Source organism: Paenibacillus tianmuensis (assembly GCF_900100345.1).
Taxonomy (GTDB): Bacteria; Bacillota; Bacilli; order Paenibacillales; family NBRC-103111; genus Paenibacillus_G; species Paenibacillus_G tianmuensis.
On sequence record NZ_FMTT01000019.1, the window covers coordinates 1 to 19,065 of the forward strand.

The 19,065-nt window shown below is 52.2% G+C and carries 21 protein-coding genes; 17 read left to right on the forward strand and 4 right to left on the reverse strand.

Going from position 1 to position 19,065, the window contains the following annotated elements:
* A partial coding sequence (locus BLO51_RS13970; protein ID WP_143006890.1) for an IS1634 family transposase occupies positions 1-1,139 on the reverse strand: 1,139 nt, incomplete at its 3' end.
* A 260-nt stretch (positions 1,140-1,399) separates the two neighbouring features.
* On the opposite strand from BLO51_RS13970, the gene BLO51_RS13980 reads away from it, so the two are divergent.
* From BLO51_RS13980 to glnA, 8 genes are all read left to right on the forward strand, one after another.
* Positions 1,400-2,380 (forward strand): AAA family ATPase, encoded by a 981-nt coding sequence (locus BLO51_RS13980; RefSeq protein WP_167670202.1) that lies wholly within the window; start codon positions 1,400-1,402, stop codon positions 2,378-2,380.
* A 276-nt stretch (positions 2,381-2,656) separates the two neighbouring features.
* On the forward strand, positions 2,657-3,241 hold the full coding sequence (locus tag BLO51_RS13985) for a GNAT family N-acetyltransferase (protein ID WP_090672728.1): 585 nt from the start codon (positions 2,657-2,659) through the stop codon (positions 3,239-3,241).
* Positions 3,242-3,268: 27 nt separating this feature from the next.
* On the forward strand, positions 3,269-3,430 hold the full coding sequence (locus tag BLO51_RS29215; RefSeq protein ID WP_167670203.1) for a hypothetical protein: 162 nt from the start codon (positions 3,269-3,271) through the stop codon (positions 3,428-3,430).
* Positions 3,423-3,557 carry a hypothetical protein gene (locus BLO51_RS30815; RefSeq protein WP_281180358.1) on the forward strand — a complete coding sequence of 45 codons (135 nt, stop codon included), beginning with the start codon at positions 3,423-3,425 and terminating at the stop codon, positions 3,555-3,557. Before BLO51_RS29215 ends, BLO51_RS30815 begins: the two co-directional genes overlap by 8 nt.
* A 10-nt stretch (positions 3,558-3,567) precedes the next feature.
* The gene (gene hflX / locus BLO51_RS13990; protein WP_090672731.1) at positions 3,568-4,893 is read left to right on the forward strand and encodes a GTPase HflX; all 1,326 of its coding nucleotides are present in this window, start codon (positions 3,568-3,570) and stop codon (positions 4,891-4,893) included.
* 1 nt (position 4,894) lies between these two features.
* Positions 4,895-6,145, forward strand: coding sequence for a methionine gamma-lyase family protein (locus BLO51_RS13995; protein WP_090672734.1), 1,251 nt, complete (start codon positions 4,895-4,897; stop codon positions 6,143-6,145).
* A 169-nt stretch (positions 6,146-6,314) separates the two neighbouring features.
* Positions 6,315-6,728, forward strand: coding sequence for a MerR family transcriptional regulator (locus tag BLO51_RS14000; RefSeq protein ID WP_090672737.1), 414 nt, complete (start codon positions 6,315-6,317; stop codon positions 6,726-6,728).
* Between the two features lie 92 nt (positions 6,729-6,820).
* Positions 6,821-8,158 carry a type I glutamate--ammonia ligase gene (glnA, locus tag BLO51_RS14005; RefSeq protein WP_090672740.1) on the forward strand — a complete coding sequence of 446 codons (1,338 nt, stop codon included), beginning with the start codon at positions 6,821-6,823 and terminating at the stop codon, positions 8,156-8,158.
* Between the two features lie 228 nt (positions 8,159-8,386).
* On the opposite strand, the gene lexA is transcribed toward glnA, so the two are convergent.
* Entirely contained in the window at positions 8,387-9,007 is a 621-nt protein-coding gene (gene lexA / locus BLO51_RS14010) for a transcriptional repressor LexA (RefSeq protein ID WP_090672743.1), read from the reverse strand.
* A 251-nt stretch (positions 9,008-9,258) separates the two neighbouring features.
* Here lexA and BLO51_RS14015 point away from each other — a divergent pair, with 251 nt between their 5' ends.
* From BLO51_RS14015 to BLO51_RS14030, 4 genes are all read left to right on the forward strand, one after another.
* The gene (locus BLO51_RS14015) at positions 9,259-9,522 is read left to right on the forward strand and encodes a LysM peptidoglycan-binding domain-containing protein (protein WP_245719664.1); all 264 of its coding nucleotides are present in this window, start codon (positions 9,259-9,261) and stop codon (positions 9,520-9,522) included.
* A gap of 158 nt (positions 9,523-9,680) precedes the next feature.
* Positions 9,681-9,875, forward strand: coding sequence for a DUF896 domain-containing protein (locus tag BLO51_RS14020; protein ID WP_025844334.1), 195 nt, complete (start codon positions 9,681-9,683; stop codon positions 9,873-9,875).
* Positions 9,876-10,071: 196 nt separating this feature from the next.
* Positions 10,072-10,587, forward strand: a complete 516-nt coding sequence (locus BLO51_RS14025; protein WP_174551251.1) for a hypothetical protein — start codon at positions 10,072-10,074, stop codon at positions 10,585-10,587.
* Positions 10,588-10,628: 41 nt separating this feature from the next.
* Positions 10,629-11,426: an HAD family hydrolase gene (locus BLO51_RS14030; RefSeq protein ID WP_090672749.1), complete on the forward strand. Its 798-nt coding sequence runs from the start codon at positions 10,629-10,631 to the stop codon at positions 11,424-11,426.
* A gap of 179 nt (positions 11,427-11,605) precedes the next feature.
* Here the strand turns inward: BLO51_RS14030 and BLO51_RS14035 are convergent, their stop codons facing one another.
* The gene (locus tag BLO51_RS14035) at positions 11,606-12,148 is read right to left on the reverse strand and encodes a 1,2-dihydroxy-3-keto-5-methylthiopentene dioxygenase (RefSeq protein ID WP_090672751.1); all 543 of its coding nucleotides are present in this window, start codon (positions 12,146-12,148) and stop codon (positions 11,606-11,608) included.
* Positions 12,149-12,430: 282 nt separating this feature from the next.
* Here BLO51_RS14035 and metH point away from each other — a divergent pair, with 282 nt between their 5' ends.
* On the forward strand, positions 12,431-15,865 hold the full coding sequence (gene metH, locus BLO51_RS14040) for a methionine synthase (protein WP_090672754.1): 3,435 nt from the start codon (positions 12,431-12,433) through the stop codon (positions 15,863-15,865).
* 95 nt (positions 15,866-15,960) lie between these two features.
* A complete protein-coding gene (gene rnz / locus BLO51_RS14045) occupies positions 15,961-16,929 on the forward strand; it encodes a ribonuclease Z (protein WP_090672757.1) in 969 nt (322 codons plus the stop codon).
* Between the two features lie 105 nt (positions 16,930-17,034).
* On the opposite strand, the gene tlp is transcribed toward rnz, so the two are convergent.
* A complete protein-coding gene (gene tlp / locus BLO51_RS14050; RefSeq protein WP_090672760.1) occupies positions 17,035-17,256 on the reverse strand; it encodes a small acid-soluble spore protein Tlp in 222 nt (73 codons plus the stop codon).
* 157 nt (positions 17,257-17,413) lie between these two features.
* Between tlp and BLO51_RS14055 the strand changes: the two genes are divergently transcribed.
* The 3 genes from BLO51_RS14055 to BLO51_RS14065 all read left to right on the forward strand — a co-directional run bounded on the left by BLO51_RS14055 (position 17,414) and on the right by BLO51_RS14065 (position 18,912).
* The gene (locus BLO51_RS14055; protein ID WP_090672762.1) at positions 17,414-17,785 is read left to right on the forward strand and encodes a CidA/LrgA family protein; all 372 of its coding nucleotides are present in this window, start codon (positions 17,414-17,416) and stop codon (positions 17,783-17,785) included.
* Complete coding sequence (locus BLO51_RS14060; protein WP_090672764.1) at positions 17,772-18,464, forward strand: LrgB family protein; 693 nt, start codon at positions 17,772-17,774, stop codon at positions 18,462-18,464. The genes BLO51_RS14055 and BLO51_RS14060 overlap by 14 nt, the downstream gene beginning before the upstream one ends.
* Before the next feature lie 232 nt (positions 18,465-18,696).
* The gene (locus BLO51_RS14065) at positions 18,697-18,912 is read left to right on the forward strand and encodes a hypothetical protein (protein WP_090672767.1); all 216 of its coding nucleotides are present in this window, start codon (positions 18,697-18,699) and stop codon (positions 18,910-18,912) included.
* Positions 18,913-19,065: the final 153 nt, after the last annotated feature.

The following is a 19,065-nucleotide window of genomic DNA, read 5'->3' on the forward strand; positions in this document are numbered from 1 at the left end:
ATAGACAAAGGCTCTTCCTTTTTCGGACGTCCTCGGCCGGTTCGCTTGGCTGGCCGCGTCACCGTTTGGACACCCAACTTCCACTGAAACCATGCGCTTCGCTGTTCGCTATTGAATCTCTGAATCGCTTGCCAAGCATCCGATTCGCAGTGGAATTCGGTTTCTCCCAGCTTCCGAATGAGGCGTGTCAACCGTTCTTCTTCTTTCTTTAGCGTACTGTCCAGTGCCCGCTGTTTACGTGCATCCAAGTTGCTCGAATAGACGACGATCAGCCGAAATGAACGGCCGTCAATCCGGCGCTCCATCGATTGAATGCGGTATTCCGCTGCGGACGGCCCCTGGCTCAACCTGCCGATCTCTTGCCATGCACCGGATTCCCAAGCCGCTCGCTTGACCTCCTCACAGACAGAGAACAAGTCGGGCAAACGGGAAACGAAACGTAAATGGAGCCGTTTCATGTATTTTAGGTTCCGCTTCGTGATCAGCGCAGAGTCGGCCACATAGAGAAGCTGCTGCCAGTCTTCTTGGCCGAGCGTTTGCCGCAGCTTCCGGATGAACGTGAAGTTCCACGTTTTGTCCGAGGTGTTCCCGTTCTCCACATTTGCCAGTATGGGGATGCGCTCCGGCGAAACAGCTAGCCCGAGCATAATCTGCTTGAGGTTAGGCCGATAGTCTTTGCTATGTCCTCGTACGATCTTAAGATCGGCCTCCCCTTCGTAAGCACTGTGCAAACTTACTGATGTCGTGTCGTTATGCAGTGTACTGATCGGCAGGCCAAGCTTGCGCATGGTACGAATGGCGAGCGTGGAGTAAACCTTCCACGGCGTGGCCTCATGCAGCTTGTCGAGTGCGCGAGCGAGCGCGTCATCATTCAAATCATCGGCGGTTACACCGTCACCGAACAACAGCTCAACGTCTTGGTCACGGTAAAATCGCTTAACATGGCAGAGGGGATCTTTGCCGCTAAGTACATTAATGACAAGGGCTTTGATTCGCGCACCGGGCGACAGCTTGCAGCGGCTCGCATCCCATGGAAGCAGCTCATTCAAAGTCTGCTCAAACTCGATTTCACGACAAAGTCGGTCCACCAACACGGCGGGGCCGGAAGTATACGAATACGTTTTAAGTGGAGTATTCACGTGATCGCCTCCAGAGAAAAAAAACTATACCCTTACATTCTCTGGAAGTTAGTGATTTCCCTTCAATAAATTTGATTTTCGCGCAGTTTCACCTGCGAAATGTGGGTTACAACAAGGCGCCGATGTTCGCCCCGGAGTTCGGAATTACTTGAGGCAAGCGCGGCAGCTCGGGCTGCGGACCGGACTCACATTAGTTTGCTTCAGAGAGTTATAAATTTTCCTCCGGCCGACTATTAATTAGGGTAGGGGAAGGTGATGAAATGACTCCAGAAACAAACAGGCTCATTACTACGAGAGACCGGCAAATCAATGTTGTTTTCAAGTCAACTTCTCCTGAGCCGCTTTCCGTTCAGGAAAAAGTTGATTCAAAAGACGTCATGCAAGCCATGGAAGCATTCTCGGATATCTACAAAGAACTGGATAAGATGATCGGCTTAGACGAGATCAAAGAGCTTGTTTTTCAAATTTATGCGATTCTTCAAATAAAACAATTTCGCGCGCAAGAGGGGCTCCAGGTTAGCTCCAACGTTTATCACATGATCTTCAAGGGCAACCCCGGTACGGGAAAGACAAGTGTAGCGAGAATTATCGGGAAGCTGTTCAGATCCATGGGGCTGCTCTCCAAAGGACATCTGATCGAAGTGGAAAGAGCGGACTTGGTCGGCGAATACATCGGCCACACTGCCCTGAAGACGAGAGAAATGGTCAAGAAAGCGCTCGGCGGTATCTTGTTCATTGATGAGGCATACAGTCTGGCTCGGGGCGGAGATAAAGACTTTGGCAAAGAAAGCATCGATTGTTTAGTAAAATCCATGGAGGATCACAAGAACGATTTTATTCTTATTTTGGCCGGTTACCCTAAAGAGATCGAGGATTTTTTAAAGACGAATCCCGGCCTGCCTTCCCGTTTTCCGATTCAGGTTAATTTTCCCGACTACACGATCGATCAATTGATCGAGATCGCGAAGCAAATGGCGGCGGAACGGGAGTACGTTATTCTTCCTGAAGCCATCCATAAGATCAAGAACCATTTGATGCAGGAAAAGTTACTAAATCTGAACTTCAGCAATGCCCGTCACATTAGGAATCTGATCGAAAAAGCGATCAGGTTTCAGGCTGTAAGGCTGGTTCGAAGGGCACGAAAGCTGACGAAGCAGGATCTGTTGAATCTGACGCATGAGGATTTTCATATCAATGGCAAAACAGAGGAAGAGATCTATTTTAACCTGAAACCGTCGTAGCGAATGCTGCGCTTTCAAAGCAAGGGTGAGGCCTCATGCCTCTTTTTTTTGCGCTACAAAGGGACAAGAACTCCGATGAGTCAAAGGCGGAAGCGGTTCGTCTGGTGAATTGTGCGTTACCGTTGTTTATATGGTAAAATCGGGATTGATTCGTTCGCTGTGTTTAAAGCCGGAAGGGCTGCTGTTTAGTAAAGCGCAGTATGATTTTGAATTCACGTTTGATTTCGAGGACCGGTCTAATAAATGAGAATATAGGCCAAGGAGGAAGACGCGGGCTTGGAAAGACAAGGAACAGTCAAAATTTTGGAAGGCAAACAAATTTACCTGCGGCCTGTCGAAATGGATGATCTGGATGATTATTATGTTTACTTGTCCGATCCGACAACGAGTAGGTTTACGGGTAGTCAAAAAGTGTTTTCGAAACAAACGGCAGCCAGTTGGATTGAAAAAATTTCAAAACTTGATTCAAGCCGTGTGGACCTTATGATTGTTTCCCAATCGACAGATCGCCTTGTGGGAGAAGTGGTGTTGAATGACATTGATCCGGTAAACCGGAGTGCGAATATCCGGATTGCCATAGCGGGCCAAGCGAATCAAGGGAAAGGCTATGGTACGGAAGCGATGCTGCTCATGCTTCATCATGCTTTCGGGACATTGAATTTGCATAGGGTTGAACTGAGTGTCTACACGTTTAACGACAGAGCGATTCATGTCTACGAGAAGCTGGGTTTCAAAAGAGAGGGCGTTCAAAGGGATTGCTTATTTTGGGACCATCAATATTACGATGCGATAAACATGAGCATATTGGAGCATGAATTTCGGAAGCTGCATATGCCGGATCGATTCAACGACGGAGTTTAATTTATTACAGCCTTGGAGGTTTGGTTCATGAGATCGGAAGATCAAATTAAACGTATGATGATTCAATTGGAACAAATGGTACAACGATTGGATAAAGCGCACAATGAAAATGAAATCAACGAAATTAAAGCAAAGATTGAAATTTTGGAATGGGTGCTTGATGCGCCTGCTGGTAAGTATCATGCATAACCCGGAGAATCATCATGAGAAGAACATTGTTCAAGTATTTATAGAAAAAGTTTTATTCCTTGAAGATGAAATTGAAATTGGTTTAAAATTTGGTGGAGGCTGGAACGCACAACCCCAAAGGAGATAAATAAACTTATATGAAAAAAACGAATCACGAAGTAACGGGAGAAATTCAAGATCGTGCGGTGCTGGTCAGTCTGGTCACGTCGCAGCTCAAAAAGAAGGAGATGTATGACCCGGACCATTCGCTCGCGGAGCTAATCAGCTTGGCCGAGACCGCACAGGTCGAGGTGCTCGGCACGTTGACGCAAAATAAGGAGTACACCGATTCCAAATGGTTCATCGGCAAAGGTAAAGCCGAAGAGCTGAAAGCGATGCTGGAGCAGACGGGCGGCAATACCGCCATCTTCGACCAGGAGCTTTCCGGCGCGCAGGTGCGCAATCTTGAGCAGTTTCTAGATGTCAAAATTATCGACCGGACGCAGCTCATCCTGGACATTTTCGCGCAGCGGGCGAAGACGCGGGAAGGGATCATTCAAGTCGAGCTTGCCCAGCTCAGCTATCTGCTGCCGAGGCTGTACGGACAAGGCAAAAACTTGTCCCGCCTCGGAGGCGGCATCGGGACGCGGGGGCCGGGGGAAACGAAGCTGGAGACGGACCGCCGTCATATCCGCGAGCGAATCTCGGAGCTGAAGCGGCAGCTGCAAGAGGTCGTCAAACACCGCAGCCTGCACCGGGAGCGCCGCAAAAAGGCTGGCGTGTTTCAAGTGGCGCTGGTCGGCTATACGAACGCCGGCAAATCCACGTTGCTGCGGCAATTGACCCATGCCGACGTATATGTCGAGAACCAGCTGTTTGCGACCCTCGATCTGACTTCGCGCTCGCTTGAGCTGCCGGGCGGCATGGAGATCGTCGTTACTGATACGGTCGGATTTATTCAAAATCTGCCTCACGATCTGGTCGCGGCCTTCCGGGCGACGCTGGAGGAGGCTTGCGAGGCGGATCTGATTATGCATGTCGTCGACAGCTCGTCCGAGATGATGGCGACGCAAATGAAGGTCGTCGATCAAGTGTTGGAAGAACTGGAGGCGCACGGCAAAGAACGCGTGACGGTGTTTAACAAAATCGACCTCTGTTCCCCCGAGCAGAAAGAGCTGCTGACGACCGACGGGCCGTTTGTCCGCATCTCGGCTTACCGGGAAGAAGACTTAAGTCTCATCGTCGAACTGATCGAATCCCGGTTCATGGGCGCAAGCCGAACCTACCGCATCCCGGCGGACAAAGGCGACCTGATCTCACTCGTTTATCGTGTGGGCGAGGTGCTGGAAAATGAAGTGGATGGGGAAGACATGCGGTTCAAGGTCCGGGTAAACAACAAAGAATACGACAAAATCGGGTATCTGCTCGCAGCTTACGATGAGGCGCGCCCAACGCAAGAGCAACCCAAGGGAGAGACATTGTAGGATGTTTAAAGAGAAGGTGCTCGGTCTCATGGAGCAGGCCGAGCTGCAGATCGAGGGGAAGTTGAAAGAGATCGACCGCGTGATCGACCGGAACCAATGGAAGGTCATCCGCGCTTTTCAGAAGCATAAAGTGAGCGATTATCATTTCGCCGGATCGACAGGCTACGGCTATAACGACCGGGGACGGGAAGTGCTCGATCTGGTGTACGCCGACGTGTTCGGCGCCGAGGCGGCGCTTGTCCGGCCGCATTTCGTTTCGGGAACGCATACGATCGGCACCGCGCTCTTCGGGGTGCTTCGTCCGGGAGACGAGCTGCTGATGATGACCGGGCGGCCTTACGATACGCTGCATAAAGTGATCGGCAAGCCGGGAGACGGGCAAGGCTCGCTTCAGGATTGGGGCATTGCTTACCAGGAGGTCGACTTGCTGGAGGATGGGTCCCCGGATTTTGCCGCGGTTGCGGAGCGCATTACCCCCCGGACGAAGGTGATCGGCATTCAACGTTCCCGCGGGTACGCTTGGCGTCCGTCGTTCACCGTAGCGCAAATCGGAGAGATGGTGCGGTTCGTCAAAGAAATCAAGCCGGACGTCATCGTTTTCGTCGACAATTGCTATGGGGAATTTACGGAGCTGACCGAGCCGACAGAGGTTGGTGTCGATTTGATGGCCGGGTCGCTGATCAAAAATCCCGGCGGCGGGCTCGCGGCTACGGGTGGCTACATCGCGGGCAAGAGCCGTTACGTGGAGCTGGCTTCTTACCGTTTAACGGCGCCCGGTATCGGCGGCGAGGTGGGCGCCATGCTGGGGACGACCAGAGCTATTTTCCAAGGGCTGTTTCTGGCGCCTCATCTGGTCGGGCAGGCCGTCAAGGGATCGGTTTTTGCCGCATCGGTGTTCGAGCAGCTTGGGTTCACGACGCATCCGCGTTGGAACGATCCGCGAACAGATCTGATTCAGGCGGTTCAATTCACGGGGCCTGAGCATTTGATCGCTTTCGTTCAGGGGATTCAACAGGCGGCTGCGGTCGATGCCCATGTCGTTCCGGAGCCTTGGGACATGCCGGGGTACGAGCATCCGGTCATTATGGCTGCAGGCACGTTCATCCAGGGAGGAAGTCTGGAGCTTTCCGCAGATGCGCCGATCCGGGAGCCGTACATCGCCTATATGCAAGGCGGGTTAACGTATTCGCATTGCAAAATGGGCGTGCTGACTGCGATCCAAAATATGATGGACCGCGGACTGCTTTCATAACATCACTTGTCCTTAATTGGATGCGCGGATGTGGGTCATCCGCGTATTTTTTGTGAGAAAATATACGGTAATATGGGTTGACATAAGGCGAAAACCTTACATAACTTGACACGTTTTTTGAACGAGGTTACAATAACGGTAAGGTTCTAAGTACTTAGGAGTGATGGTCATGAGTGATGATATCCGCAGGAATATGGCGCTTTTTCCCATCGGCATCGTAATGAAGCTGACCGATTTAACCGCGCGGCAAATCCGGTACTACGAACAGCACGAGCTTGTAATTCCGGCCCGAACAGGAGGCAACCAGCGGTTGTATTCGTTCAACGATGTCGAGAGACTGCTCGAGATTAAAGATTTGATTGAAAAGGGAGTCAACATCGCCGGGATCAAGCAGGTGCTGCTGCCGGTCGACAAAAACTCCGAGGAAGCGACTGTCTTGAACGAGCAAACCGAGGTCAAACGTCGGGAAATGACCGATACGCAACTGCACAAAATGCTTAAGCAGGAGCTGTTGGTCGGCGGCAAGCGTCCGAATCAGGTTTCGCTGATTCAGGGCGAATTATCCCGCTTTTTCCGCAAGTAAGGCTGTGTTGGGGCCTGTTCCGGTAGCGCTTTCGCGCCTGTCCGGACAACGCTCCGTTAATTTGGCTCATAGTTTAAGGAGGAGATTGTACAGTGACGGATAAACAATACACCAAGGAAGACATTCTACGCATCGCAAAGGAAGAAAACGTAAGATTCATCCGCCTGCAATTTACCGACCTGCTCGGTACGATTAAAAATGTGGAAATTCCCGTGAGTCAGTTGGAGAAAGCGCTCGACAACAAAATGATGTTCGACGGTTCTTCCATCGAAGGCTATGTTCGTATCGAAGAATCCGATATGTACTTATACCCGGATCTGAATACTTGGGTCGTCTTTCCATGGGTGACGGAAGACCGCGTTGCCCGTATGATTTGCGATGTGTACCTGCCGGACGGCCGGCCGTTCCCTGGTGATCCGCGCGGCATTCTGAAATCGATGCTGAAGGAAGCCGAAGAAATGGGTTTCAGCTCGATGAATGTCGGTCCGGAGCCGGAGTTTTTCCTGTTCAAAACCGATGAAAAAGGCAACCCGACGATGGAACTGAATGACCAAGGCGGTTATTTCGATCTCGCTCCGACGGACTTGGGAGAAAACTGCCGTCGCGAAATCGTTCTGACGCTGGAGGAGATGGGCTTTGAAATCGAAGCGTCTCACCACGAGGTGGCTCCGGGACAGCACGAAATCGACTTTAAATATGCGGACGCCATCAAAGCGGCCGACCAGATTCAAACGTTCAAGCTCGTTGTCAAAACGATTGCCAGACAGCATGGCCTGCATGCTACCTTTATGCCGAAACCGCTGTTTGGCGTGAACGGCTCCGGAATGCACTGCCACCAATCGCTGTTCCGCGGCAAAGAGAACGCGTTCTACGACGAAAGCGACAAGCTGGGTCTAAGCACGTTGGCCAGACAATACATGGCGGGTATTTTGCGTCATGCCCGCGCTTTTGCAGCCATTACGAACCCGACGGTCAACTCCTACAAACGTCTGGTGCCAGGCTATGAGGCGCCTTGCTACGTAGCTTGGTCGGCCAGCAACCGCAGCCCGATGATCCGCATTCCAGCTTCGCGCGGACTCAGCACGCGTGTGGAAGTGCGCAACCCGGACCCGGCGGCCAACCCGTATCTCGCGCTCGCTGTTATGCTTAAAGCAGGGCTCGATGGCATCAAGAACAAAATGCAGCTGCCGGCTCCGACGGACCGGAACATCTATGTGATGTCCGAAGAGGAGCGGGAAGAGCAGGGCATTCCAAGCCTGCCAGCCGACCTGAAGCAAGCACTCGATGAGCTGCTTCGCGACAATGTCATCTGCGACGCGCTCGGAGACCATGCTCTCGCGCACTTTGTCGAGCTCAAAGAAATCGAGTGGGACATCTTCCGGACTCAAGTTCATGCTTGGGAACGCGATCAGTATTTGACCCTTTATTAATAAGCTTGGTAAGCATTAGAAGCAGCCTCTCATGATGGTGAAGCCATGATGAGAGGCTGTTTTTCAAACTTCTGAACAACTCTGGCCTACCTCCGGCCACTTATTCGCTGCTTATCATAGTAGGGATGGAGGCGCGCGTTTTTATCCGAAGGCCTGGACGTTCGGCGGACGGCAGCAAAAAAAGACTCCCTCATTGGGAGTCTTGATTTTGGCTACATGGGAGCGAAATTAATGAATATTGCGGAACACGCCGATGACTTTGCCCAGGATAGATACGTTCTTCAGACGGAGCGGCTCCATCGTAGGGTTTTCCGGTTGTAGACGGATGTGATCCTTTTCTTTAAAGAACGTTTTGACCGTCGCTTCGTCGTCCTCGGTCATGGCGACCACGATCTCGCCGTTGCTCGCCGTTTGCTGTTGGCGAACGATGACGTAGTCCCCGTTGCGAATGCCTGCGTCGATCATACTTTCGCCGATGACGCTCAACATGAAGACGTTATGTTCCCCGACGACGTTGCTCGGAAGCGGGAAGTAGTCTTCAATGTTCTCCGTCGCGGTAATCGGTACGCCGGCCGTAACTCGTCCAATCAACGGGACGCGAGAAACCGATACTGCGAATGCGCCGTCGCCGGTCGTGCCGTCCAAAATCTCAATGGCTCTGGGCTTCGTAGGATCGCGCCGGATCAGCCCTTTCTTTTCCAGCCGCTCCAAATGACCGTGTACCGTTGAACTGGAAGCAAGACCGACCGCTTCGCCGATTTCCCGAACGGACGGAGGATACCCTTTATCTTTGACCTCGTTCTTGATGAACTCCAGAATAGCTTGCTGGCGAGTGGATATCTTGCCCATATGAATCACTCCATTTTTGGTAATCATTACTTAGGAGTATAACACAGAACCGGAGTTCGTACAAACATAAGTTCGAAAAATGGATTGACACAAACATTTGTTCGTGTTAAATTCAGAACAGAACAAATGTTTGGGGGATGATACTCATGTATCAGAACAGTCAAATGCTAGCTCAATACAACCACGGTCCAACTGCCGTCTCCATAGATCACGCTTGTAAAGTGAAAAAAAACCGAACATATGTACGAGTTGTGGTTTTCATTATATCGGTAATACTGCTGCTCTTTGTCGGAGGTACCGTGTCCGCTTGGGTAGGGAACGGTGACGCGCACGCCAAAGGTGCCGCTCCTGTTCAAGTTTACGTAGTCGTACATCAAGGAGATACCTTGTGGAGCATTGCTTCTTCGCACGCGGCCAAAGGACAAGATCTGAGAGAGTACGTCTTTCAGCTAAAGAAGCTGAACAACTTGAAGAACGTAACGATTTACGAAGGGCAGAAGCTGCTGCTTCCATAATACATAACTGTTTTAACTTTTCCTGAATTATTTCTTCCGCAAGGCTTCGGGTCTTCTCTTGACTTTCAAATCCGGTAATGTCAAAGTATAATTTGATATGAAGCTCTTATCGTTCGCGGATAAACGGACGAAGACCTAACATTACCGGGAGGACAGGCATGATTGAATCGGAGCACGACGTAACCGTTAAGCGGATCAACGAATTGGCCCGCAAGGCGAAAGCCGAAGGATTGACGGAAGAAGAGATGGACGAGCGCAACGCACTTAGGAAAAAGTATATCGATTCTTTTAAATCCTCCTTGCGTTCTCAACTGGACAACATTAAATTCGTGGATGAGGACGAGAAGAAGTAAGGAGGAGGGGACTTGCTTCACTGGTACACCCCATTGAGACACGCATCACACGTTGGATGATCTTGTTGCCGCTGGAAAAACGCGGTATACTTGGATGCACCAACTTTTTGGCGTATTTGGACGTATCGGTTGACGAAATCGCTCGGGATCGGCGATTTACGGTAAGTATAGAAAGAATGGATAAAGGGGCTCAACTATGTCACGGAAATGGCAACGCATGGTTCGCAAGAATACGAAAGTAACCAACATTCAGCGCAAAAAGGGCGGCAAGGAATCGATTTCGCAGTCCAGCGCCTCCGACAACTCGGTCACCTTCAAAGGACGCAGCTGGTTTCTTCCGATGATACTGGTCGCCACCGGGATTTTCTGCTTCGTCATATTCCGCGGTCAAGCGGGGCAGGATCAGATGTACTGGCTCACGGGCGCGAGCTATATTGTCCTTGCGCTGTTGATTTATTGGGTCCGCAGGCCGCTGTTGAAAATAGGCCAGGATTCGCTTACCTCACGTCGTTTCGGCGGAGACCGGACGATGAGTGCGGATATGATTAACGAAATTTCCGTGTCGAAGGATTCGATCTTTATTACATTAAAGCCGAAAGGTGCCCGCTGGGGATACACGAAATTTTATCATCAATTCCCTGTGGATGCGGCGAAGGAAAAGCTTCAGGAATTTGCTCAAAAAAATCAAGTGGCATTTAAGCAAGAATCTTAAGACAGAACCGACATCACAGGGGAGAAAGAGGAATCCGGCTTATGGCAATCAAAGCGGTGCTTTTTGATTTGGACGATACGCTGCTCTGGGACGAGCGCAGCGTAAAAGAAGCGTTTCAGGCGACATGCAGCGAGGCTGCCAAGCATTATGATCTCGATCCCGTCCAGCTTGAGGAAGCGGTGAGACGCGAAGCGCGGGCATTGTACGAATCGTTCGAGACGTTCCCATTTACTAAAAAAATCGGCATTAACCCGTTTGAAGGGCTATGGGCCCGGTTTGTCGAAGGAGAACAGGAAGAGTTCCGCAAGCTTCAAGCGTTGGCCCCGGCTTATCAGCGGGATTCGTGGACACGCGGCTTAAAGGCTCTGGGGATAGAAGATGCCGCGCTGGGACTAAAGCTGGCGGAGATGTTTTCGGTTGAGCGAAGAAACCGTCCGATCGTTTATGAAGAGACTTTCGAAGTATTGGATCAACTGAAAGAGAAGTATAAGCTGCTTCTGCTTACGAACGGTTCGCCTGATCTGCAAAAAGAGAAATTGGCGGGCGTCCCGCAGCTTGCTCTTTATTTCGATCATATCGTCATTTCCGGCGAGTTTGGCGAAGGAAAGCCGGCGGTATCGATTTTCGAGCATGCCATGCAACTGCTTGGCATTTCGGCCGAGGAAGGCGTCATGATCGGGGACAAGCTGACGACGGACATTTTGGGCTCCAACTCGATCGGGATGCGGAACATGTGGATTAACCGTCATGGGCTCCCGTTAACGGACGAGATTGCTCCGGCGCACGAAATTACGAGCCTGCAGGATATTCAAAAGATCATTGATTCTTTGGAAGATTAGGATCTAACGGCACCATAACCTTATCTGTGAGCCAATGTGTAACCGGCACTCATTTTTGTTCTAATCTAAACAAGCCCGTCATTCCATTTGGCGGGTTTTCATTTTGTTATAAATAATAAAACAAGCCGCCTTTCACAAGGGGCTTGCTGCTTGAGTGTCGTTTATTTTAAAAGTTCCACTTACGCTTTTTGGAAAGTCAAGTCTTCGAACGGATGTGCGATCCAGCCCTCGGTTTCGATGAATAGACGGACGGCTACGATTTGACGGTTTTCCATTAAGGTGAAGAAATGCGGCTTGTGTTCCGGAACAGAGATCACGTCGCCGGCTTCCAGTTCAACGTCGAAATAGCCGACATCGTCGGTCCCTTTAATGATGAAGATTCCTTTGCCGGCCGTGATGGCGCGAACTTCGTCTTCCGTATGCGTATGCACCTGTTCGAATTTTTTGAGCAGTTCGTCCAAATTCGGGGTGGCGTCGGAAAGCGCGACAATGTCCCAAGTCTGGTAGCCGCGGCGGCTAGCCAGATCGCGAATTTCTTCATGGTAGGTAGCCAAGATCTGCGATTTTTCCTCGTCCGTCAACGAAAACTTCCCTTGAAGTTCTGCGGGCAGTTTAGCGGCGTTCCAATGCTCATAAAGCACCTCTTGCTTATCCAAAAATGCTTTGACGTTGGCTTCGCCCGAGATGCGCTCGTTGGTGTTGCGAATGCGAATTTCTGCCATAGTTCTCCCTCTTCCTTCTTGAATTCGTGATTTCTGCTTCTTATTATAGTGGAAGGGGACGCATCTGTCGATGTATAATGTATATAAATCCGATAGGGTTCATTTGATAATTGCTGGATTTTGTCACCATTGCTTTTCAACATGTATCGTTTCTGATACACTTAAGGTTACATAATTTGTGAGTATTATGCGCAGTACGGTGCGAGAATCATAGATCGGCTGCAAGAGTATCCGACCCCAATACAGAATGGAGCGGGGCGGCAGGGTGAAAGGGGATCACGGATGAGCAAGCCATTATTGCAGGAGCAACTACAGAAAAAAATTATGATTTTAGACGGCGCCATGGGAACGATGATCCAACAGGAGAATTTAACCGCGGAAGATTTCGGCGGCGACGACTTAGACGGCTGCAACGAAATTTTGGTAGCGACCCGGCCTGACGTCATCCGTAAAATCCATGAAGCGTATTTTGCGGCGGGTGCCGATATGGTTGAGACAAATACGTTTGGCGCAACAAGCGTCGTACTGGCGGAATACGATCTGCAGGACCGCACGCGGGAGCTTAACCTGGCAGCGGCCAAGCTGGCCGTCGAAGCGGCTGAAAAATACAGTACGCCGGAATGGCCAAGATACGTTATCGGTGCGATGGGGCCGACGACGAAGACGCTTTCCGTAACCGGCGGAGTCACGTTCGACGAACTCGTGGACAGCTACTACGAACAAGCGTTGGCGTTGATGGAGGCGGGCGTGGACGCGCTGCTGCTCGAAACGTCGCAGGATACGTTGAACGTCAAAGCCGGCAGCATAGGCATCCGCAAAGCGTTCGAGACGGAAGGACGTAAGCTGCCGCTCATGATTTCCGGTACGATCGAGCCGATGGGCACGACGCTGGCGGGTCAAAATATTGAATCTTTCTATATATCGCTTGAGCATCTCGAACCGATTTCGGTCGGTCTGAACTGCGCTACCGGACCGGAGTTTATGCGTGACCATATCCGGACGTTGGCCGATATTGCAGGAACCGCGGTAAGCTGCTATCCGAACGCCGGTCTGCCGGACGAGAACGGACAGTACCATGAATCGCCGGAATCGCTCGCGAAGAAGCTGGCAGGCTTTGCCGAGCAGGGCTGGCTGAACATTGCCGGCGGCTGCTGCGGTACGACGCCGGATCATATCCGCGCCATGGCCGAAACGCTCGGCCAGTACCAACCGCGAGGTCACCGGGGAGAGCATCCGCCCGCGGTATCCGGCATTGAGACGGTCTACATTGAAGATGCGAACCGCCCTTACATGGTTGGGGAGCGGACGAACGTTCTCGGATCGCGGAAGTTCAAGCGGCTTATTGCCGAAGGCAAATATGAGGAAGCATCCGAGATTGCACGGGCGCAGGTGAAAGGCGGCGCGCATGTCATCGACGTCTGTCTGCAGGACCCGGACCGCGACGAAATGAGCGATATACAGCAGTTTCTGGAGCTTGTCGTTAAAAAAGTGAAAGTTCCGCTTATGCTTGATTCCACGGATTATCGGGTAATTGAGCTCGGGCTCAAATATTCGCAGGGAAAAGCAATCATTAACTCGATCAACCTGGAGGACGGGGAAGAGAAGTTCGAGACGGTCGTACCGCTGATTCTTCAATACGGCGCGGCCGCTGTCGTCGGCACGATTGACGAGCGGGGGCAGGCCATTACGGCCAAAGACAAGCTTGAAGTAGCCCAGCGTTCCTATGACTTGCTGGTGAACAAGTACGGGATGCACCCGAACGATATTATTTTTGACCCGCTTGTTTTCCCGGTCGGAACGGGAGATCAGCAGTATATCGGTTCGGCCAAGGAGACGATCGAAGGTATCCGGTTAATTAAAGAAGCTATGCCTGACACCGAGACGATTCTTGGTCTCAGCAACGTATCGTTTGGCTTGCCGGAAGCGGGCCGCGAGGTGTTGAACGCCGTCTTTTTGTACCATTGTACAAAAGCCGGGCTCGACTATGCGATCGTCAATACGGAAAAGCTGGAGCGCTATGCGTCCATACCGGAAGAAGAGCGCCGTCTTGCCGAAAGCCTGATCTATGATACGAACGACGAAACGCTGGCTGAATTCGTAGCGCACTTCCGTACAAAGAAAGTCGAGAAGAAGGAAAAAATTTCAAACTTAACGCTGGAAGAGCGACTGGCCTCTTACGTCGTCGAAGGCACGAAGGACGGACTGATCGGGGATTTGGGCGAAGCGCTGCAAAAATACAAGCCGCTCGATATTATTAACGGTCCGCTGATGAAAGGGATGGGGGAAGTCGGCCGGCTGTTCAACAATAACGAGCTGATCGTGGCGGAGGTGCTTCAGAGCGCCGAAGTCATGAAGGCGTCCGTTGCTTATTTGGAACCGTTCATGGAAAAATCGGAAAGCGCCGTGAAAGGAAAAATCATTTTGGCCACGGTCAAGGGCGACGTGCATGATATCGGCAAAAACTTGGTCGAAATCATTTTATCCAACAACGGCTACCAGATCATCAACTTGGGCATTAAAGTGCCGCCGGAGCAGTTGATCGAAGCTTACCGCAAGGAGCGGCCGGATGCGATCGGTCTGTCCGGGCTGCTCGTCAAATCGGCACAGCAAATGATCGTCACGGCGCAGGACTTGAAGACGGCCGGTATCGATGTACCGATTATGGTGGGCGGTGCGGCGCTGACCCGGAAGTTCACCAAGACGCGCATTGCGCCGGAGTATGACGGTTTGGTATTATATGCCAAAGACGCGATGGACGGGCTGGATATTGCGAACAAGCTGAGCGACCCCGAGCAGCGGAAGCAGCTTGTGCGGGAGCTTCGGGAAAGCATGGAATCCGACGTGAAGGAATCCGGCCGCAAAGAAGAGCAAATGCCGGTCTTGACCCGCGTCAGAACATCGTCGGTGGACCGGAATGTTCCGGTACAGGTGCCGCCGAGCTTGGAGCGACGCGTGCTGCGCGATTACCCGATAAGCCATCTGATCCCGTATATCAACATGCAGATGCTGCTCGGACATCATCTTGGCTTGAAGGGGAAAATCGAGCAATTGCTGGCCGACAAAGATCCGAAGGCGCTGCAGCTTAAAGAAACCGTTGACGAGCTGTTGGCGGAGGCACAGAAAAACGGTATCCTTCAAGCGCACGGCATGTACCGTTTCTTCCCGGCGCAGTCGGACGGCAACGATGTGCTCGTCTACGACCCCGAGGATCATACGAAGTTGCTTCAGAAGTTTACGTTCCCGCGGCAGGAGAAGGAGCCGTACTTGTGCCTGGCCGACTATCTCAAGCCGGTGGACAGCGGAATCATGGATTACGTCGGTTTCCTCGTCGTGACGGCCGGTCATGGCGTCAGCAATTTGGCGGCCGAGTGGCGGGAGAAAGGCGATTACCTGCGGTCCCATGCACTTCAAGCGGCGGCTCTCGAGGCTGCCGAAGGGTTTGCCGAACGTATCCACCAAATGATGCGCGACGTCTGGGGCTTCCCGGACCCCGCCGAAATGACGATGCAGGAGCGCTTCGGAGCCAAGTACCGCGGGCAGCGGTTCTCGTTCGGCTATCCGGCGTGTCCGAACCTCGACGATCAGCAGCAGCTGTTTGCTTTACTAAAGCCGGAGGATATCGGCGTGCACTTGACGGAAGGCAGCATGATGGAGCCGGAGGCATCCGTTTCGGCTATCGTATTTGCGCATCCGCAGGCTCGTTATTTCAACGCATAACCGTTTTTTGGGTATGCTATAACAGGGTGGGGCCTTGGTCGCTCCACTCTTTTGTTTATTACCAATCGGAATGATAGAAATGGGGTTGATGGAGCTTGGAACTGTATTTTCTTGGGACAGGCGCCGGTATGCCTTCCAAAGAGCGGAATGTCACCTCCGTCATGCTGAATCTGCTTGCGGAACGGAATGTCTATTGGATGTTCGACTGCGGGGAAGGAACGCAGCATCAAATACTACGGGCGCCGGTCAAAATCGGCAAGCTGGAAAAGCTGTTTATTACCCATCTGCACGGCGATCACATTTACGGCCTTCCGGGGCTCATGTCGAGCCGTTCTTATCAAGGAGGGGATGCGCCGTTTACGATTTATGGGCCGGTAGGCATCCGGGAGTTTGTAGAAACGGCGCTTCGGATCAGCGATTCCCATCTCGGCTACCAGACGAACATTGTGGAGTTCGAAGAGAAGGCGGAGTTTGTGCTGTATGAGGATGAGCAGTTCATCGTGAAGGCTGCTCCGCTGGTTCACCGGGTCGACAGCTACGGCTACCGGATTGAAGAAAAGCCGCAGAAGGGGAAGCTTGACGCGGCGAAGCTGAAGGAGCTCGGCATCGCTTCGGGACCGCTGTACGGCAAAATCAAGAAAGGCGAAGACGTTACGTTGGAGGATGGCACAGTGCTTGAAGCCAGTCGGTTTATCGGTCCTCCGGTTCCCGGCCGGATCGTGACGATCCTTGGGGATACCCAGCCTTGCGAACATGCCGTCACGCTTGCGCGCCAGGCGGATGTGCTGGTGCACGAAGCGACCTTTGCGGAGGACCGCAAGGAGCTTGCGATGCAATATGATCATTCCACAGCGATGGATGCGGCTCGTGCTGCTCAGGAAGCAGGGGCCAACATGTTGGTTTTAACTCATATCAGCTCCCGGTATCAGGATGCGGAGGTTGAGCAGCTGCGGGAAGAAGCGCGAACGGTTCATGATGAAACTTATCTTGCGCACGATCATTTTCGTTTGGACATACCGGCGCGAAAACCTTCGCCGGCTTCCGGCGAAGCGGCTCCGTTGTAAGTACTGTCCGTATCGCATCGCCGCGATGACAAAAACCTCCGTTCCTTACGAGATGTCTGCAAGGAACTGGAGGTTTTTGTATCATGCCCCGTTGCTGGGCTGAAATTATTGTTGATTTTCGGCTTCGTCCTTAATTTCCGAACGGAAGGCGTTCAAGCTTTCGTGGCGGCGTTCGTTTTTGGACTCGATTTGCTCCCGTTCCTGCGGGCTGATTTCATCAGCGTGCTCGCCCAAATAGTCTTCGGCTTCATTCATGTTTTCAATCGTATGGTCGATGCTTTTTTGCAAATGCTCCACGTTGTCGGCACGGTTGTCCGGTTTAGCCATAATTCCACCAAACTCCTTTATTGTAAAAGTAAGGCGCTTGAATAGCGCGCCATCTTTACGGTGCCACTGTCCGTGCCGGAATATGCATGAAAGCATCAACTTTGGCATACTAGCAGAAACGGGCTGATATTTTTGGGGAGAGGGGAGGCGGCTCCTGATGCGCGGCTTTGCTATCTTGCTCGGTTTTTATTTGCTGGGAACGATTCTGCAGCTCGGCTTGCAGCTTCCGCTTCCGGCTAACGTCATCGGTTTGATTTTGTTTACGGCCAGTCTGTTTCTAAAGTGGGTCAAGGTGGAATGGGTAGAGGAGACCGGCAGTTTCTTGATCAAGCATATGCTGCTGCTCTTTGCGCCGATTGTCGTCGGGACGATGGTGTTTTTTTCTTGGATCGGGGAACAGGCAGCGGCCATCCTGGTCAGCTTGTTTGCCAGCACGTTCGGAGTGCTGCTCGTGACAGGCTGGACGGCTAAGCTCCTTGGCGGCGGACGCTCACAGAAGGAGGGGGATCGTCGTCATGACATTCCTTGAATGGACGGAGCAGCCGCTGTTCGGCATCGCTCTGACGGTGCTGGCTTATGTGTTTGCACTCGCGCTGCAGCAGCGCTGGAAAGCGCTTCATCCGCTGCTGACGTGCTCGGCGCTTGTGATCGCCTTCCTGCTCGCCACGAATGTGCCTTACGAAGCGTACCGAAAAGGTGGGGATTATATTGTGTTCCTGCTCGGTCCCGCGACGGTAGCGCTCGGCGTCCCGCTGTACAAAAATGCGCAGCGCATCCGCAATGCCCTGCTGCCGATTGCTGCGGGCATTACTGCGGGTTCAATCAGCGCGCTGCTGCTGGCTGCCGGACTCGTCTGGGGGCTCGGAGGCAGCCGAGAGCTGCTTGTGACGATGATGCCCAAATCGGTCACTTCGCCGATTGCGCTTGAGATTTCCCGGCAAGCGGGAGGGATTCCCGAGCTGACCGCCGTGCTGACCGTTCTGACAGGCCTGATCGGAAGCATGTTCGGACCGTGGCTGCTGCGGCTGGCAGGCGTGCGCGACGACATTTCGATCGGCACCGCCATCGGCACTTCGTCGCACGGTATCGGCACGGCGCGGATCATCCGCGATTCGGAGCTGGCGGGCAGCGTCAGCGGCTTTGCGATGGGCGCTGCGGCGATTTTGACATCGTTGCTTTTTATTCCGCTGTATTGGTGGTTGCGGTGACGCTTCAAATCGCATTACTGAACAAAATAGAGTCTGTTTCCATGATGGAGCCGTTCTGCTAAACGGTTCATTTTTTGTACCGGACGGCCGGACAAGCCGGGCGAAGCTAACCCACAAAATGCTGTACTATCGTTCCATAATTGGCAAATATGGTTTTGTCCCGAGGTATGAATAAAAAACGATCGGGTTAGAATAGTTTCAGTAAACAACCAAGCATGGGGAGGTTGACGGAATGGATTTTACAAGCCAGGATATCGCCGTAATCGAGCAGGCGCTGCAGCTTGCCATTCGGTCGCAATCAAGCGGGGCCAAGGCGCTGCCGTTCCAGGAAGTGCTGGGCAAGCTACAGGCGAGCGCAAACGCGGCCATGAACTCAGCTTCGTTTCATAAGGTGTCTATGCATGACGGCATAAGATTCGACTACGACGATTCCTCCGATATGCTCTAAGTTGATCCATGCGTTTAAAGCAATCGGAACCCAGCCGATCCGATGAGCGGCAGGCCAAGGCTATTCTGCTCGACTGCCGCTTACCGGTTTCACGAGAGATTATTCCCCAATAAAATCTGCATCGCATCAAGCCAACCTTCATGGTGAGTATTA

Coding starts and splice junctions, on each gene's coding strand:
- BLO51_RS13980 (WP_167670202.1), top strand. CDS start 1,400: ATGACTCCAGAAACAAACAGGCTCATTACTACGAGAGACCGGCAAATC.
- BLO51_RS29215 (WP_167670203.1), top strand. CDS start 3,269: ATGAGATCGGAAGATCAAATTAAACGTATGATGATTCAATTGGAACAA.
- BLO51_RS30815 (WP_281180358.1), top strand. CDS start 3,423: ATGCATAACCCGGAGAATCATCATGAGAAGAACATTGTTCAAGTATTT.
- hflX (WP_090672731.1), top strand. CDS start 3,568: ATGAAAAAAACGAATCACGAAGTAACGGGAGAAATTCAAGATCGTGCG.
- BLO51_RS13995 (WP_090672734.1), top strand. CDS start 4,895: ATGTTTAAAGAGAAGGTGCTCGGTCTCATGGAGCAGGCCGAGCTGCAG.
- BLO51_RS14000 (WP_090672737.1), top strand. CDS start 6,315: ATGAGTGATGATATCCGCAGGAATATGGCGCTTTTTCCCATCGGCATC.
- lexA (WP_090672743.1), bottom strand. CDS start 9,007: ATGGGCAAGATATCCACTCGCCAGCAAGCTATTCTGGAGTTCATCAAG.
- BLO51_RS14020 (WP_025844334.1), top strand. CDS start 9,681: ATGATTGAATCGGAGCACGACGTAACCGTTAAGCGGATCAACGAATTG.
- BLO51_RS14025 (WP_174551251.1), top strand. CDS start 10,072: ATGTCACGGAAATGGCAACGCATGGTTCGCAAGAATACGAAAGTAACC.
- BLO51_RS14030 (WP_090672749.1), top strand. CDS start 10,629: ATGGCAATCAAAGCGGTGCTTTTTGATTTGGACGATACGCTGCTCTGG.
- BLO51_RS14035 (WP_090672751.1), bottom strand. CDS start 12,148: ATGGCAGAAATTCGCATTCGCAACACCAACGAGCGCATCTCGGGCGAA.
- metH (WP_090672754.1), top strand. CDS start 12,431: ATGAGCAAGCCATTATTGCAGGAGCAACTACAGAAAAAAATTATGATT.
- tlp (WP_090672760.1), bottom strand. CDS start 17,256: ATGGCTAAACCGGACAACCGTGCCGACAACGTGGAGCATTTGCAAAAA.
- BLO51_RS14055 (WP_090672762.1), top strand. CDS start 17,414: ATGCGCGGCTTTGCTATCTTGCTCGGTTTTTATTTGCTGGGAACGATT.
- BLO51_RS14060 (WP_090672764.1), top strand. CDS start 17,772: ATGACATTCCTTGAATGGACGGAGCAGCCGCTGTTCGGCATCGCTCTG.
- BLO51_RS14065 (WP_090672767.1), top strand. CDS start 18,697: ATGGATTTTACAAGCCAGGATATCGCCGTAATCGAGCAGGCGCTGCAG.